Annotated in this window: 11 protein-coding genes, 2 rRNA genes and 1 pseudogene; 7 read left to right on the top strand and 7 right to left on the bottom strand. The window is 50.4% G+C overall.

Going from position 1 to position 16307, the window contains the following annotated elements; all coding sequences use genetic code 11:
* Window positions 1–87 precede the first annotated feature (87 nt).
* Window positions 88–2961: ribosomal RNA gene (locus tag ALIPUT_RS09885) — 23S ribosomal RNA — on the bottom strand.
* 188 nt (window positions 2962–3149) lie between these two features.
* Window positions 3150–4676: ribosomal RNA gene (locus ALIPUT_RS09880) — 16S ribosomal RNA — on the bottom strand.
* Together the 16S and 23S rRNA genes form the textbook arrangement of a ribosomal RNA operon.
* A gap of 394 nt (window positions 4677–5070) precedes the next feature.
* Here ALIPUT_RS09880 and ALIPUT_RS13180 point away from each other — a divergent pair.
* The 3 genes from ALIPUT_RS13180 to ALIPUT_RS09870 all read left to right on the top strand — a co-directional run bounded on the left by ALIPUT_RS13180 (window position 5071) and on the right by ALIPUT_RS09870 (window position 7219).
* A complete protein-coding gene (locus tag ALIPUT_RS13180; protein ID WP_004329769.1) occupies window positions 5071–5517 on the top strand; it encodes a hypothetical protein in 447 nt (148 codons plus the stop codon).
* 459 nt (window positions 5518–5976) lie between these two features.
* The gene (locus ALIPUT_RS09875; protein ID WP_004329768.1) at window positions 5977–6624 is read left to right on the top strand and encodes a YiiX/YebB-like N1pC/P60 family cysteine hydrolase; all 648 of its coding nucleotides are present in this window, start codon (window positions 5977–5979) and stop codon (window positions 6622–6624) included.
* A gap of 247 nt (window positions 6625–6871) precedes the next feature.
* Window positions 6872–7219 carry a hypothetical protein gene (locus tag ALIPUT_RS09870; RefSeq protein WP_147554452.1) on the top strand — a complete coding sequence of 116 codons (348 nt, stop codon included), beginning with the start codon at window positions 6872–6874 and terminating at the stop codon, window positions 7217–7219.
* 168 nt (window positions 7220–7387) lie between these two features.
* Here the strand turns inward: ALIPUT_RS09870 and ALIPUT_RS09865 are convergent, their stop codons facing one another.
* Together ALIPUT_RS09865 and ALIPUT_RS09860 are read right to left on the bottom strand one after the other, a co-directional pair.
* Window positions 7388–8044 carry a DUF1919 domain-containing protein gene (locus tag ALIPUT_RS09865; protein ID WP_050751524.1) on the bottom strand — a complete coding sequence of 219 codons (657 nt, stop codon included), beginning with the start codon at window positions 8042–8044 and terminating at the stop codon, window positions 7388–7390.
* Between the two features lie 81 nt (window positions 8045–8125).
* Entirely contained in the window at window positions 8126–8791 is a 666-nt protein-coding gene (locus tag ALIPUT_RS09860; protein WP_187117648.1) for an MgtC/SapB family protein, read from the bottom strand.
* Window positions 8792–9374: 583 nt separating this feature from the next.
* Here ALIPUT_RS09860 and rpmI point away from each other — a divergent pair.
* Both rpmI and rplT read left to right on the top strand, forming a co-directional pair.
* Window positions 9375–9569: a 50S ribosomal protein L35 gene (gene rpmI, locus ALIPUT_RS09850; protein WP_004329763.1), complete on the top strand. Its 195-nt coding sequence runs from the start codon at window positions 9375–9377 to the stop codon at window positions 9567–9569.
* Between the two features lie 102 nt (window positions 9570–9671).
* Window positions 9672–10016 carry a 50S ribosomal protein L20 gene (gene rplT, locus ALIPUT_RS09845; RefSeq protein ID WP_004329762.1) on the top strand — a complete coding sequence of 115 codons (345 nt, stop codon included), beginning with the start codon at window positions 9672–9674 and terminating at the stop codon, window positions 10014–10016.
* 371 nt (window positions 10017–10387) lie between these two features.
* Here rplT and ALIPUT_RS09840 read toward each other — a convergent pair whose 3' ends face one another.
* Window positions 10388–10789, bottom strand: a complete 402-nt coding sequence (locus tag ALIPUT_RS09840; protein ID WP_004329761.1) for a hypothetical protein — start codon at window positions 10787–10789, stop codon at window positions 10388–10390.
* A gap of 585 nt (window positions 10790–11374) precedes the next feature.
* On the opposite strand from ALIPUT_RS09840, the gene ALIPUT_RS09835 reads away from it, so the two are divergent.
* Window positions 11375–12577: an L-serine ammonia-lyase, iron-sulfur-dependent, subunit alpha gene (locus ALIPUT_RS09835; RefSeq protein WP_004329760.1), complete on the top strand. Its 1203-nt coding sequence runs from the start codon at window positions 11375–11377 to the stop codon at window positions 12575–12577.
* Between the two features lie 21 nt (window positions 12578–12598).
* Window positions 12599–13351, top strand: coding sequence for an MBL fold metallo-hydrolase (locus ALIPUT_RS09830; RefSeq protein WP_004329759.1), 753 nt, complete (start codon window positions 12599–12601; stop codon window positions 13349–13351).
* Between the two features lie 127 nt (window positions 13352–13478).
* On the opposite strand, the gene ALIPUT_RS09825 is transcribed toward ALIPUT_RS09830, so the two are convergent.
* Both ALIPUT_RS09825 and ALIPUT_RS13265 read right to left on the bottom strand, forming a co-directional pair.
* On the bottom strand, window positions 13479–14447 hold the full coding sequence (locus tag ALIPUT_RS09825) for a leucine-rich repeat protein (protein WP_004329758.1): 969 nt from the start codon (window positions 14445–14447) through the stop codon (window positions 13479–13481).
* Window positions 14448–15238: 791 nt separating this feature from the next.
* A pseudogene (locus ALIPUT_RS13265) lies at window positions 15239–16126 on the bottom strand (mobilization protein); the annotation flags it as partial.
* Window positions 16127–16307 lie beyond the last annotated feature (181 nt).

The raw sequence follows: 16307 nt of genomic DNA, 5'->3' as shown, positions 1-16307 counted from the left end.
TCGGAACTATGCGAATATATCTTTTCGATATATAATCCGTCGCATCCGGTAAATTTGACACGTACAGGAGATGAGATAAAGATTCGAAAAAGAAAGCCTATCGGGTAATTAGTACTGCTCGGCTTTGACATTGCTGTCTTTACACCTGCAGCCTATCAACGTAGTAGTCTCCTACGCCCCTCAAGGGAAGACTTATCTTGGGGATGGCTTCGCGCTTAGATGCTTTCAGCGCTTATCCAGACCGAACGCGGCTACTCGGCAGTACACTTGGCAGCATAACCGATACACCGGAGGTTCGTCCAACTCGGTCCTCTCGTACTAAAGTCAGGACCCCTCAATCTTCCTACGCCCGCAACAGATAGAGACCGAACTGTCTCACGACGTTCTGAACCCAGCTCGCGTGCCACTTTAATCGGCGAACAGCCGAACCCTTGGGACCTTCTCCAGCCCCAGGATGTGACGAGCCGACATCGAGGTGCCAAACCGCCGCGTCGATATGAGCTCTTGGCGGCGATCAGCCTGTTATCCCCGGAGTACCTTTTATCCTTTGAGCGATGGCCAGTCCACGCAGAACCACCGGATCACTATACCCTACTTTCGTACCTGGTCGACTTGTATGTCTCACAGTCAAGCACCCTTATGCTATTGCACTCCGCGCACGGTTACCATTCGTGCTGAGGGTACCTTGGGAAGCCTCCGTTACGCTTTTGGAGGCGACCACCCCAGTCAAACTACCCACCAAACGGTGTCCCCTTCGCAGGGTTAGAACTCAAATACACAAAGGGCCGTATTTCAACGTCGGCTCCACGAACACTGGCGTGCCCGCTTCAAAGCCTCCGGCCTATCCTACACATTGTGTACCCAAATTCAGCGTTAAGCTATAGTAAAGGTTCACGGGGTCTTTTCGTCCCGTTGCGGGTACCCGGCATCATCACCGGGACTACAATTTCACCGAGCTCACGGTTGAGACAGTGTCCAGATCGTTACACCATTCGTGCAGGTCGGAACTTACCCGACAAGGAATTTCGCTACCTTAGGACCGTTATAGTTACGGCCGCCGTTTACTGGGGCTTCGATTCAATGCTTCTCTTGCGATGACATCCCCTCTTAACCTTCCAGCACCGGGCAGGTGTCAGGCCCTATACGTCTTCTTTCGAATTTGCAGAGCCCTGTGTTTTTGATAAACAGTCGCCTGGACCTCTTCGCTGCGCCCTACTTTCATAGGGACCCCTTTTCCCGAAGTTACGGGGTTAATTTGCCTAGTTCCTTAACCGTGATTCACTCGAGCACCTTAGGATACTCTCCTCGACCACCTGTGTCGGTTTACGGTACGGGTAACATATACTATAACTTAGAAGATTTTCTCGGAAGTCGACTTGGGTGCTCTATCAAATTGCCCGTAGGCTCTCTGTACTGTCAGGTTTCAGCAAGGACTAACTCTTAATCTGCCCCTATACCTACGCCCTTTAACCACCTATTCCGTCAGGTGGCGGCACTTACGTTCCTTCGTCTCTCCATCGAGGTATATGTTAGTATCGGAATATTAACCGATTATCCATCGAGATCGCCGTTCGGCTTACCCTTAGGACCCGACTAACCCTGATCCGATTAGCGTTGATCAGGAAACCTTGGTCTTGCGGTGTGCGGGTTACTCTCCCGCATTATCGTTACTCATGCCTACATTTGCTTTTCCATACGCTCCACAATTCCTCACGAAACTGCTTCGACGCTGAATGGAATGCTCCCCTACCGCGCTCTCGCGCCCAGAACTTCGGTGATATGCTTGATGCCCGTTTATTATCCACGCTCTGTCGCTCGACTAGTGAGCTGTTACGCACTCTTTGAATGAATAGCTGCTTCCAAGCTAACATCCTAGCTGTCTCTGCAACAAAACATCGTTAGATCAACTTAGCATATTCTTCGGGACCTTAGTTGCTGGTCTGAGTTGTTCCTCTTTTGCGACTGGACATTAGCACCCAGTCACTCACTGCTGTAAATCATACTACTGGCATTCGGAGTTTGTCAGGATTTGGTAGGCGGTGAAGCCCCCGCATCCAATCAGTAGCTCTACCTCCAGTAGACTCTTTATTACAACGCTGCCCCAAAAGGCATTTCGGGGAGTACGAGCTATTTCCCAGCTTGATTAGCCTTTCACCCCTACCCTCAAGTCATCGAGAAGCTTTTCAACGCTTATTCGTTCGGTCCTCCAGTTGGTTTTACCCAACCTTCAACCTGCTCAAGGGTAGATCGCAAGGTTTCGCGTCTACAACCACTAACTAAACGCCCTGTTCAGACTCGCTTTCGCTTCGGCTCCGTGCATCCTTGCACTTAACCTCGCTAGTGATTAGTAACTCGTAGGCTCATTATTCAATAGGCACGCCGTCACAGCACGAAGCTGCTCCGACCGGTTGTAAGCGTATGGTTTCAGGTTCTATTTCACTCCCCTGTTCGGGGTTCTTTTCACCTTTCCTTCACAGTACTGGTCCACTATCGGTCTCTTGGGAGTATTTAGCCTTACCGGGTGGTCCCGGCTGATTCTGACAGGATTCCTCGTGTCCCGCCATACTCAGGATACTGCTTTCGCATAACAAACTTACCTGTACGAGCCTTTCACTCTCTATGGATGGACTTTCCAGACCATTCCAGTTCATTGTTAATTGAATATTGCAGTCCTACAACCCCGATATTGCCGTAACAATATCGGTTTGGGCTTCTTCCATTTCGCTCGCCGCTACTTTGGAAATCGATGTTTCTTTCTTTTCCTCCTCCTACTTAGATGTTTCAGTTCAGAGGGTTAGCTCACCTCGCGGTGTGACAGGTCTTCTACCTGCCGGGTTGTCCCATTTGGATATCTGCGGATCGAGTCTCGTTTGCAAATCCCCGCAGCTTTTCGCAGCTTACCACGTCCTTCTTAGCCTCCAAGAGCCTAGGCATCCCCCATACGCCCTTACTTACTTTCTTTTTCCGCTATGCATACCCTATTGTATATGCATAGCCTATATCTCATCTCCTTAATCGTGTCAATGAACGATGCAAACCCGAAGTTTGCGTTGAACAGCACCGCAGTTTCGCTCTGCTACGCCTTACGCGTGTGCTGTTAGAACTTTCTTTGAAGAATCAAGCAACTTACCTTTGAAATAAAGCTCCAGAAAGGAGGTGTTCCAGCCGCACCTTCCGGTACGGCTACCTTGTTACGACTTAGCCCCAGTCACCAGTTTTGCCCTAGGTCGCTCCTTGCGGTCACGAACTTCAGGCACCCCCGGCTCCCATGGCTTGACGGGCGGTGTGTACAAGGCCCGGGAACGTATTCACCGCGCCATGGCTGATGCGCGATTACTAGCGAATCCAACTTCATGGAGGCGGGTTTCAGCCTCCAATCCGAACTGAGATAGGCTTTCGAGATTCGCATCCCATCGCTGGGTAGCTGCCCTCTGTACCTACCATTGTAACACGTGTGTAGCCCCGGACGTAAGGGCCGTGCTGATTTGACGTCATCCCCACCTTCCTCTCGGCTTACACCGGCAGTCCCGCCAGAGTGCCCAGCTTCACCTGATGGCAACTAACGGTAGGGGTTGCGCTCGTTATGGGACTTAACCCGACACCTCACGGCACGAGCTGACGACAACCATGCAGCACCTAGTTTCGCGCCCCGAAGGGAAATCCTCTTTCAAGAATCGTCGCTAACTTTCAAGCCCGGGTAAGGTTCCTCGCGTATCATCGAATTAAACCACATGTTCCTCCGCTTGTGCGGGCCCCCGTCAATTCCTTTGAGTTTCATTCTTGCGAACGTACTCCCCAGGTGGATAACTTATCGCTTTCGCTTAGTCACCGACTGTGTATCGCCGACAACGAGTTATCATCGTTTACTGCGTGGACTACCAGGGTATCTAATCCTGTTTGCTCCCCACGCTTTCGTGCCTCAACGTCAGATATAGTTTGGTAAGCTGCCTTCGCAATCGGTGTTCTGTATGATCTCTAAGCATTTCACCGCTACACCATACATTCCGCCTACCGCAACTACTCTCTAGCTCAACAGTATTAGAGGCACGTTCAGGGTTGAGCCCCGAAATTTCACCTCTAACTTATCAAACCGCCTACGCACCCTTTAAACCCAATAAATCCGGATAACGCTTGAATCCTCCGTATTACCGCGGCTGCTGGCACGGAGTTAGCCGATCCTTATTCGTACGATACTTTCAGACAGATACACGTATCTGCGTTTACCCTCGTACAAAAGCAGTTTACAACTCATAGAGCCGTCATCCTGCACGCGGCATGGCTGGTTCAGACTTGCGTCCATTGACCAATATTCCTCACTGCTGCCTCCCGTAGGAGTCTGGTCCGTGTCTCAGTACCAGTGTGGGGGGTTAACCTCTCAGTCCCCCTATGTATCGTCGCCTTGGTGAGCCGTTACCCCACCAACTAGCTAATACAACGCATGCCCATCTCTAACCATCGGAATTTTCAACCATAAAAGATGCCTTCTATGATATTATGGGGTATTAGTACCAATTTCTCAGTGTTATCCCCCTGTTAAAGGTAGGTTGCATACGCGTTACGCACCCGTGCGCCGGTCGCCACCATAGATATTGCTATCCATTATGCTGCCCCTCGACTTGCATGTGTTAAGCCTGCCGCTAGCGTTCATCCTGAGCCAGGATCAAACTCTCCATTGTATAAAATGTTTTTGTTAAATCTTAGCTCCAATCTCAAAGGTATTGTTTGAAATCACTCTCGTATGAGAGTGGATAAAAACTTGCTGCTCAATATCTTCAAAGAACGTTGTTCTATATATTTCTATTTAGAACGATTCTGTTTTTCATTGGATCGCCTCTTTCGAGTCTCTCCTTCTCTCCTCTCATTTTTCAGTCGGAAAGTGAGTGCAAAGATAAAGCACTTTTTTCAAACTTCCAAATTTTTCGAGAAGAAATTTTTCAGAAAACTTTTTCAGAACTTGTCGCTGTGAGTCGTGTTTCTCTCTCAAAGCGGTTGCAAAGATAAATGCATTTGCTCTAATTATCCAAATATTTTTCACTCTTTTTTCACACTATTTTCGCCGAATCGTCACACTTGACTAAACATCAACATATTACATCGACAACTTTTTCAGGTACAAAACCTGCCTCCACTCCCTCCAACCTGAAAATAGATGGAAAATACACGCTCGAGCAAAATAAGAACACAAGGTCGGGAAAGACAAATCCGCTCGAAACCCTCGACAACAATCCCCGGCATTTCACTCCTCAAGGAATAAATAAGCACAAATATTCTGGTTTTATCACTCCTTCAGAAATATTACCGACAAAGTTTTTCCTGCTTTTCTCACCCCCAATGCTGTTGTTCCTGCCGTTCAATATAAATATTATCACAAACGGCAGCTACAAAATTCGGTTGTTTCTCCCAATAATTTTCGATTCATTCTTCCCGTTTGTACGCAGGCACACCGGTTATTCCGCCAAATTCAGCAAAAAAATATGGACAACAACCACAAAAACTCACTACACAAACGAAAATTAACCGAATACCTCCACAGCAATACCTGATTTATATCTCGACATACCGCCCTTCACCCTGAAGCTGCCCGACATCCTCCTTTCCGAAAGAGATTTAGCTTGCCCAAACTATAAGTTGCCGCCAAAATCAACGACAAAACAGTCGTGACAGCTAAAAATATATAACTGTCCAACGATAAATACCCTGAAAATTACTCTTATCTCGAAAAGCAATAGAAGGGAGGAGATTCGGTAATCCTTACATGCAAGTTGGCAAGTTGCCTCACTCTACTCCATCTTTCGCTATCTTCGGAAGAACAAGCTACGGCTGCATGCTCAAATAAATTTGGCTCGCCCCCGCTTTTCACTATCTTTGCAGAAGATAGGATGTGACTCGGCAATCTTTGCGTGCATGCCCGCACGACTGCACCCTCTCTTTTTACTGCCTTTGACTACGCGATCGCCCTTAACTTATAATGTTCCGATGAAAACGCTTATATATATTATAGGTATATTTTTCCTGCAGACCTCCTGCTACCAGCAGGAATTTCACCCGGAATCGGGAGATTTGATCTTCCAGGTCGGGATCGCCGGCGGAATGACGGAAGCCATCGCCGATGCGACAGGCGGGGAGTCCGATCTTTCGTTCACCCATGTAGGAATCATCACGGTCGAACCGGCCGGTATTTATGTGCTGGAAGCAAAATCCGAGCCTGGGGTGACGATGACTCCGCTGCAAAAATTCCTCGATTCGTCCGCTACAATCGAAGGCCGTCCGGCTGCAGCGATAGCCCGCATAACTCTTCCCGAACGCAGGGAGCTGGCGACCCGGGCGATCGGCGAAGCCAAAAAGTATCTGGGCCAACCTTACGACGACTCCTTTCTACCCCATAACGGCAAAATGTATTGCAGCGAACTGGTTTGGGAGTGTTATCTGACCGGCTCCAAAAACGAACATCTTTTCACAGCCCGGCCGATGAATTTCCGCACGGCCGACGGTCGGTTGCCGCAATTCTGGATCGACCATTTCGCAGCAATGGACCAACCGATACCGGAAGGGGTCCCGGGCACGAATCCCCAAGACATGTCCCGGGAAAAATTTCTGAAGATCGTATATCGATATTGGCAATAACCCGAAAACCCGATAAAAACTGAGATCTCCGACACGTCGATCTCCACAACCGAATTCTCCGGACTGCCATCGCACGCAAGCCAGCATCCCAAAAATTACAGAATAAGAATTATGAGGTTACGGCCCAATATGGGTAAAATAGCTGAAGCAGAAAACGTCCGTCTTATAACGACCGACCGCTACCGCAACAAACAGCCCTGCAAAATGGACTGAAATGCCGATCTTTCCTCTCCTTAAACCAATCGTTATGTATCTTATTCCTGATGATTTCAGTCCGGAACGGCTGAAGGGAAAAACCATCGAACAGGTCTGTTATTCGATCAATCAAATCGGATTGTTCTGGGAAAATGGAAATATTCAGATTATGGGATCGTTTTCATTCTCTCGCAACGGGAGAACCCATGTGTACGAAGAGATTTATCCCGTCACCGAAGATCCGGGATTATTATGTCTGTTGCAGCAACAAATAACAGATGCGAACATTTCCAGTGCAAGAGATTCTTTGTCGTTATATTTCAGCAACCAATCGGTACTGGTTCTTCACTCCAATCCCCATTTTGAATCATTCATTATAGACGATCGAATCATCGTATGAAGCGGGCGCAGCAAGTAAACAACTGAAAAAGAACAGATGGGGAAAATTGCATTTCTTCGACCTGTTCTCCGGAAAAGCCGTGAATTTTCGCGCTGTTTCAGAACAGACAAAAACTCATTACGACAGCCTCCTTACCGAAAGAATTACCAGCAAAATCATACCCCGGAATCAGTCGCGGAATTTCTGCGGGGTGGGGCAATTTTGCGCTCGAATGGTTCCGTCGTTGAGAAATGCGACGTAATCGAAATCGTCGAGATAACGCCGACCCGACAGACCGTTATAATCCAAGATCCGGCCCGGCACGAAAGAATCCAGCGAACGCATCTTGAAAATCGACGGGCTTTGCAACGGCAGCGTTTCGTAGCCCAGGATCACTTTGCGCGATATCGGCAGCCGTTCGAAACGTTCCAAAAGACCCTCGTCGAGCTCCGCCGCCTGCATGACTACGCACAGATTGTCGAAATCAAGACGACCGCTGCGCTCGAGCCATTTTTCCCTGGCCTCTTCGAAAGAGCGGTAATGCAGAAAATGGATCTTTATATCGGGTAGCGTGCCGTTTCCTTTCAGCATGCCGACGGGATAGCGACGCGCCCCCTCGTACGCATAGGGACATTCGCACAGTTCCGCCTGCGAATAATAGCGCAAATCCGCCACATAGTCGATAAAATCCCCGCAGGATTCGAAAAACAGATTGACCGTCGGGGAATTGAAACGCAGCCGCAGGTCGTGCGCCATAACACCGCCCACACAATCCAGCGAAAGGATCGACGGGGCGAGATTGGTCAATCGCCGCACCAGCCGTTTGCGGTAAAACGAATGCCTCACCGCGATTATCTTTTTACGCCACCAGGTTGTTATACCCGTTAAAAACCCCCGAGAGTTTCGTCCCATATATATACAAAATTATTACGCGATTCTTTCTACTATTATGTCCGTGTTTTCCCGCAACAGAGCCAACAATTGATTGTTGTCACTGCCGGGTTTGGCCTTGACCACCATCGTAACCCGGTAGGTTATTCCATCGCCGCCCACGACCTGCGGCACGACTTCGTACGACACGACCATATAACCGTCCGTCCGTATCCGGTCCAGCGTGTCCGCTACACCGGTCCGGTCCGATGCCGAAAATACGACCACCATCCGGCGCGATCCGAGCGAACGGAAAACCAAACTCAACCCCTCCAGCGCGACGAGCGTCAGGATCGTTGCGGCAAGAGCCAGCCACGACATTCCGGCGCCTGCGGTCAAACCGATACCGGCCGTAGCCCACAGACTCGCAGCCGTCGTCAGTCCCCGCACGATCTGGTGGTTGAAGATGATCGTACCGGCCCCGATGAAACCGATACCGCTCACCACCTGCGCCGCGATACGGCTCGGATCGAGCGACACGCCGTCATGCGTCAAAATCTCCGAAAAGCCGTACTGCGAAACGATCATCATGAGCGCACTCCCCAACGAAACGAGAAAATGGGTTCTGAAACCCGCCTCTTTCTCCCGGTACTCCCGGTCCAGACCGATTATCGTTCCGAATAGCGCAGCCAGTACCAGGCGCCAGACAAAATCCCATATCATCGTATTTTCCATCCCCGTCATCGTTCAATTTCGATAGGCAACTATTCATCCCTGTACCACGACCGCTTTCCTGCCGATTTCGGCGATCGGTCACAACTCTGCGGCCGTTTTTCAATACGGCCCCACCACACCTCACCTCACAAGGGAGTTCGAAGAAAAGTCGAAATATCGGTAGGTTTCGAACCTGTGCCGATCGGTACATCAAAATATATTATTAAAATGCAAATATACGAAATTTGAATCCGCAGCCAAGAAAAAAGACCGGCAAAATCCTCGTCGTCACCGCCAGGCATACGAAAATATCTGCCAGAATACCCCCCTGCACACGGGTTCTCCCGCCGATAAAACCGGGAACGAATACCTTCCAGGCGGCACACGATACGGACCGGCATATATCCGATGCCCTTCGCCGGCAACCCCACAGATCCCCGGGATATTCGTACGGCTCCTCCCCTTCTTCTTATGAATCCCGATTTTTACCCATAACGCCATACAGATAACTTTTTCGCCCCGGCAGAATGACAGAATAAAAAACTTTTCGTATCTTTGTGGGCTATGTATAACTAAACTAACTATTACCGACATGCCTAAAATGAAAACCAATGCCGCTGCAAAGAAGCGTTTTTCTTTCACCGGCACAGGAAAGATCAAGCGCAAACACGCTTATCACAGTCACATCCTGACCAAAAAATCGACTAAACAAAAGCGTAACCTGTGCTATTCGGGCACCGTTTCCGCTGCCGATGAGGCAAAGATCAAGAATCTGCTGGTGAAATAATTCATCGGGCCGGATTCGCAATTTTATTAATCAAGGGACAAATCAGCCCCGAAGAACGTGAGAGAATCACGTCGCTGACAGTCCGTCAAAAACTTATTTACTATGCCACGTTCAGTCAACGCTGTTGCGTCACGCGCAAGGAGAAAAAAAGTTTTGAAACTTGCCAAGGGTAACTTTGGTTCAAGGGGAAACGTATGGACCGTAGCCAAAAACACGGTCGAGAAGGGTTTGCAGTATGCTTACGCACACCGCCAGCTCAAGAAGAGAACATTCCGCAGCCTGTGGATCATGCGTATCAATGCAGCCGTCCGCGCGCAGGGAATGACCTATTCGCAATTTATCGGCAAACTCAACGCCAAGGGCATCGTCCTCAACCGCAAGGTTCTGGCCGATCTGGCAATGAACGAGCCGAAGGCATTCGAAGCAATAGTTAATGCAGTAAAATAGCAGGCGCCGTCCGTCGGCATCGATGCCGACGTTACGAAGGCCATGCAGTTGTCGAAATCCGCGGAGCGATCCGGGACTTCTCCGACCGCAAATCAGGCGGGTAACGATCGAAAGACCGTTCCCGCCTGAATCTTTATCCCCCTTCCTGCTCCGGATTCGTTTCCAATTCGGACGACCGCAGCGGAGCGATAACGATAGCCGGAAAAATACCAATGAAATCGCTTCCCGGACATAACTGTCTTCACCGAGCCCCCCGACAGAAACGTTTTTTCAGCCGGAGATAGCACCGACCGCCCTAAAGTTTTCAGACCGCAGCCTATGGTGGCTGCGGTCTGAAAATGACTTATGGAAAAATGGGCGAAAAGTTACGTCTAATCCACCGACGATGCTTTCGTCTTCGCCTCTTTGGGTTGAAAATCGATCTGATAGAATTTGAATTCGGGCTTAGTGATAGCGCCCGTCGCAGCGTCGATACCCCAGCCGAGAACATCGAGCAGATTTATAACCGATACGGCGTTAAAGTTTTTGTTTATAATGATCGGGGAGGCCGTATAGTTCGGTGATTCGATCTTTACGACTGTTTCGTCGAAACCTCTTCGTATTTTTGTCGTATAGGGAAAAGTGACATTGGTGTGTTTAAGCCCATCGATTGTCAGAGTAGCCTCTTCGGAAATCTCTCCGTCAAAAGTAACTTTGGCTTTCGAACCACAGAAAATAGAGGCACAAGAACTCATCAACAACCCGACGCAAATCAATGTAATAAACGGTTTCATTGTTTAGCATAAATAATTCCGTGTCCCCTCGGCATGGTTTATTTACAGGTTGAAATAGAAATATAAAAAAGCGTGGGACAGAACTTATTATTTGCTTCTGAGGTCTTCGACTACCTGTACGTCAAATAAATGAGTAAAGCCCACGCTGGTGCGTGAGCGTTCACACTTTACTCTTGACGTACTTTTGAAATTGTCGAAGTTTCAGAAGCAAGAAATAAAGCTAACGCTTTTATATGTATGTACCGACACTTTTCGTGCGTGAACGGTACGGGAAATCAAAAAAGCTATTATCGTTATCTATTCATAGGCAAATGATATTAAAAATTTCACTGTTACAAATATAAACAAAATTTCTTAAAAATAGCTTTAAGCCAAAAGCATAACACCACAATTTTCAGCAGATCAACCTCCGAACGATACAGATCATATTATCTGCAAAGAGAAGCAAAAGAGCTTAAACAAGTTTGGCTTATCTCTTACCCTTCATTATCTTTGCTCCAGATAGGATGCGCCTCGGAAAAACTATGGGCAAGTTCTCGATTTCTCGCGGTTTTTACTATATTTGTTCTATTAAGACTAATTACTATGGAATCACTCAAGGAACTCTATAAAATCGGTACCGGACCCTCGAGCAGTCATACGATGGGTCCCAAGAAGGCAGCCGAAGCATTCGTCAAACGGGCTTCCGATGCCGACCGGTACAAGGTAACGCTGTACGGATCGCTGGCAGCTACCGGCAAAGGGCACATGACCGACGTGGCGATCCTCTCCGTGCTGGAGCCCGTGGCTCCAACCGAAATCGTCTGGCGTCCCGACATCTCCCTGCCGTTCCACCCCAACGGCATGCGTTTCGAAGCCTTCAAAGCGGGAAAACCCGTGGACGAATGGGTGATTTACAGCGTCGGCGGGGGCGCTCTGGCCAACGAGGAAACCGCCAAGAATCCTCCTGCCAACATCTATCCCATGACCCATATTTCCGAGATTCTGGAGTGGTGCAACCGCGAGGGGCAAACCTTCTGGGAGTATGTCGAAGAGTGCGAAGGCCCCGGAATCTGGGATTATCTCGATGAGATTTGGACCGCCATGTGCGAAACCATCGTGCGGGGGCTGACTGCCGAAGGAGTCCTTCCGGGCGGACTCAAAGTTTCCCGCAAGGCCAGCACCTACCTGGTCAAGGCCGAGAGTTACACCGACACGCTGCGCTCCCGCGCCAAGCTCTATGCCTACGCCCTCGCCACGGCCGAAGAGAACGCTTCGGGCGGCACCGTCGTCACGGCTCCGACCTGCGGATCGAGCGCCGTCATGCCTGCGGTACTCTATCATCTGGTGAACACGCGCAACTTCTCGCGTCTGCGCATCCTGCGTGCCCTGGCTACGGGCGGACTGTTCGGCAACGTCGCCAAAACCAACTCGTCGATCTCCGGCGCCGAAGTCGGCTGCCAGGGCGAAGTGGGCGTCGCCTGCGCCATGGCTGCCGCCGCAGCCTGCCAGCTTTTCGGCGGCACTCCCTCGCAGATCGAGTATGCGGCGGAAATGGGCCTCGAACACCACTTGGGACTTACGTGCGACCCGGTTTGCGGACTGGTGCAGATCCCCTGCATCGAGCGCAACGCCGTCGCCGCAGCCCGTGCGCTCGACGCCAACAGCTATGCCAACCTCTCGGACGGCCACCACATGATCAGCTACGACCGCGTGGTAGAGGTGATGAAGGAAACCGGCAAGGACATTCCGAGCCTCTACCGCGAAACCTCCGAAGGAGGCTTGGCCCGCAACTATACCCAAAAATAGAGCAGGTTACACACCCCTTTTATGAAACATTCGAAACTTTTCATTTTCGCCATTATGACGACACTTGCAGTTTCGGGATGCAAGCACCAGGCGGCAACGTATCCCACGGACACGCTGACCACGAAGAACGGGAGTCAGCTGACGATTACCTTTTTCAAACACGCATCGCTGGCCATCGAAACCGAAGGCCGCCATATTTACATCGATCCGATCAGCCAATACGCCGACTATGCGTCGCTGCCCAAGGCCGATCTGATCCTCATTACCCACTCGCACTACGACCATCTGGACAGCGCGGCCGTCGCCGCTCTCTCCACCGCAGCCACAACCGTCGTGTGCGACCGGACCAGCAGCGAAACGCTGGGAGGCAAGTGCCTGACGATGAAGCCGGGCGATACGCTCGCCCCGCGCGACTACCTCTCGATCGAAGCTGTTCCGGCCTACAACACCTCCGAAGACCGTCAGCAATTCCACCCCCGCGAAAGAGAGGATTGCGGTTACGTCCTGACTATCGGAGGTACACGCATCTACATCGCCGGAGACGGGGAAAATACACCCGAAATGAAAGCCCTGCATGGCATCGACATCGCCTTCCTGCCCGTCAATCAACCCTACACGATGACGGTCGATCAAGCCGTGGATGCAGTCAAGGCGATCCGTCCCGCGATCTTCTACCCCTATCATTACGGCGAAGTCGAAGAGAAAACCGACATCGACCGACTGTCCCGGGAACTGACCGACATAACGGAAATCCGCATCCGGCCGATGGAATAGCGTTTTTTTCCAACCCGATCGGTCTTCCCTTCACATAAAACGGAGGTCCGGCGACATATTTCGCAAAAAGCGGCAGGACACCCAAAACGCTGTCCTGCCGTTTTTTTACGCTTCGGTCGCTCCGCAATCAGAACTCCCGCTCCTCGATATGTTCAAACAGACTCCACCCCTCTGCCTCACGGTACGCATCGGCACTTCCCTCCGGAACATAGAGATTCTTTATCGAAGTACCCTCAAACACCTGTATACCCAGCAGAGGAGGCACCCCAGCCCGACAATAAACATCCGTCAATGCCCGACACTCATAAAAAGCCTGACCTCCGATCTTGGTCGTCCCTTCAGGAATAACCACCTCTTCCAACGCGGAACAGCCGTAACAAGCCATCGACATAACCTCTGCCACCTGCGGTAGTGAAATATGCTTCAAACTCGTTTTTTCATCGAAAATGGCACTCTCCCACACCTCCATTTTCGCCTGCGACAGATCCAGACAGGCTACTCGCGGCAAATTCCGATATATAAAACGAATATCGTCGTCATTCAGAAATCCCGACACCCGAAGCGTTTCGATCCGTAGCAAATCGGCATCCTCCAGCGCCAAATCCAGCCCGCCGGCCTTCGGAACTTCGACGGAGGCCTTCGTCGGATCTGCCTCTTCACCCCCGTCGCCGTTATCACCGTCATCGCCACTATCGCTGCCCTCGCCGCTATTATCCCCGTCGCCGCTACCACCGGACGACTCCTTTTTCGGGAGTGTAATCACTGTTCCGTCCTGCAATGTCAAATAGACGTTCTGTTCATCCTGCGTCACCTCCGTAATCGCAGAGTCCGCCCCGTCTTTGCCGTGATAAATCGTAATCGGATCGCTTTTACCGAAAGACAACTCGTATCCGACCGTCTTCCTGTTCTCGATCACAGGCTCGACCGAAGTGATGTAATCGTTCTCATTCAACCGTTTGCATAACTCCTCCAGCTCCTTCATCCGGTTTTCAAGCGCCTCGATCCGTTCCGTCAGAACCGAATCATCGTACTCATCGCTGCAACCGGTCGTAACCAGGCATGCCGTGACAGCCAAAAAGAACAAAAATTTCTTCATAATAAAAATTTTATAAAGATCGGTCCCGGCTCCTCGGACCCCGTTTATAAAAAGAAAGTGTGGAGTCGATTTCGTTTATCTGATAGAAGGCTCTGACAAAGCCCAAGCAAAAATAAACGACGCAATACCCCACACTTGAGTAGATATGGAGTATGGGAACACTAAACGTATCCCTTGCCATAATCTAAACAAGAAATGAGTGCTGTTCGTCCATCCTTTTGCTTGTGAAAACTGTCAGATTTTCTATCAAGGACAGTGCGAAAACACTTTCAGTATGTCTGCCGAACGCATTACTACGCTCGACGTTGCAAAAATAGAAAATAATTCGCAGATGAACAACCACTCATTCGGGGTATTGCCCATATAAGCTATACGCAGAAATAGATTTTACTCTATCTCATCCACATTCCCCGACCCTGTTCGCGGTCTTTGATCTCTATTCCTAAGCGCTCCAAAAATTCTTCCGCCTTTTGCCGAAACCATTGCAAAATGGGTATCAAGTCGATGACCAGTTGAAACCCACCAGGGCCTTTTTCATCCCGCAGGAGCCGGGCTTCCGAGTGTTCGTTTTCGAAGTGCTGGGAATGCTCCGATGAATAGAGCTTTCCGGAGAAATGGACAGGCAGCATATTCACGAGGTCGCAGGCCATCTTGTCCGTGAAGCCTATCTCCCTGCAATACTCTCCCCTCCGGATAAGCTGAGGCGTGTCGGGAAACCAACCGTAAATGCGGTCTATCTCGCCTTGCAGTCTTTTGGCGGTCTGTTCATGCTCCCGCCTCTCCCTGTCTATCGTCTTGTTCAGCCTCCGTATCTCGGAGTGCAGGCGTTCGTTCTTTTGGGTAAGGTCATCTATCTGCTGTTGCTGCCGCTTGACTTTCGACGTGCCGATCCTCGAGCCGATACCGTCGAGGATGGTCGTACCTACCTCGGCGGTGGAGTTCTTCAGCTTCTCGGTTCTCAGCTCTCCTTTTACCGCTTTCAGTTCCGCTTCGGCTTGTTCTTTGGCTATCCGGGTTTTCTCGGCCTCCTGCTTCTGCTTGGCGATAATGTAGTCCGTCCGTTCCAGATGCTCACGTCCGGTCTGCACTTTGGACGTGCCGCGTTCCATGCCGAGCGCTTCGGCCCATATGGTCTGCATTTCGCTCATGTCCTGCGGCAAGAGTTTGCAAGACTTGCCCGTGTTGTGGTTCATCCTGTCCCACACGATATGGGTGTGGTAGTTCGGCTTCCATGAGGTTTCATCGTCGGGCATTTCGTAATGTCCCTCGTCGCGGTATATGAAGATTTGCAACGGCGTAATGCCCCATCGCACCTTACACACATCGCAGAAACGCTGCAACTGCTTCATTGCGGTATCTTCCTTGACGACCACCACGCCCTTTTTGATTGGCGTGCTGTCACGGACTACGGTTACCTTGCCCGTCTTCTTGTTCACCCGTTCCCGGTCTTTGGTCTGCACAGCCCGGCCTGTCTTTTTCTTGACTATTGCAGCTATCAGCCTGTTCGTTCTTCAAGCGAGGTATCGCCCAGTTCAGGCGATACCCATTCCTCGTTTTTCGCCATGAGGTCGGTACGGATGTAGATCTTTCCCTTGCGGATATTAGCGAGATATTCCGCTAACCGTCTGTTGTGCGCCCCGCTCAAGGCAGGGCTTTATGTTGATGGATGTCTTTGCCATAATTGTCAGTGTTATGGAAAGAGCGTCTGAAAGACGTTCTTCCCATTTGTGAAATGAATGCAATGATTACATTTGTGCGGGCCTTCCGGCGGTCATCAGTCCGAAAGACCGCCGCGGGAGTGCAGAGGAGTAAACCCTTTGCCGGGTTGAAGGCAGGACCCTCGCGGGTTTTCAGGGCAGA

The sequence above is a fragment of the Alistipes putredinis DSM 17216 genome, assembly GCF_000154465.1.
Lineage (GTDB): Bacteria > Bacteroidota > Bacteroidia > Bacteroidales > Rikenellaceae > Alistipes > Alistipes putredinis.
Note: the sequence above shows the minus strand (reverse complement) of the source record. Positions and strands in the feature narration are given on the sequence as shown.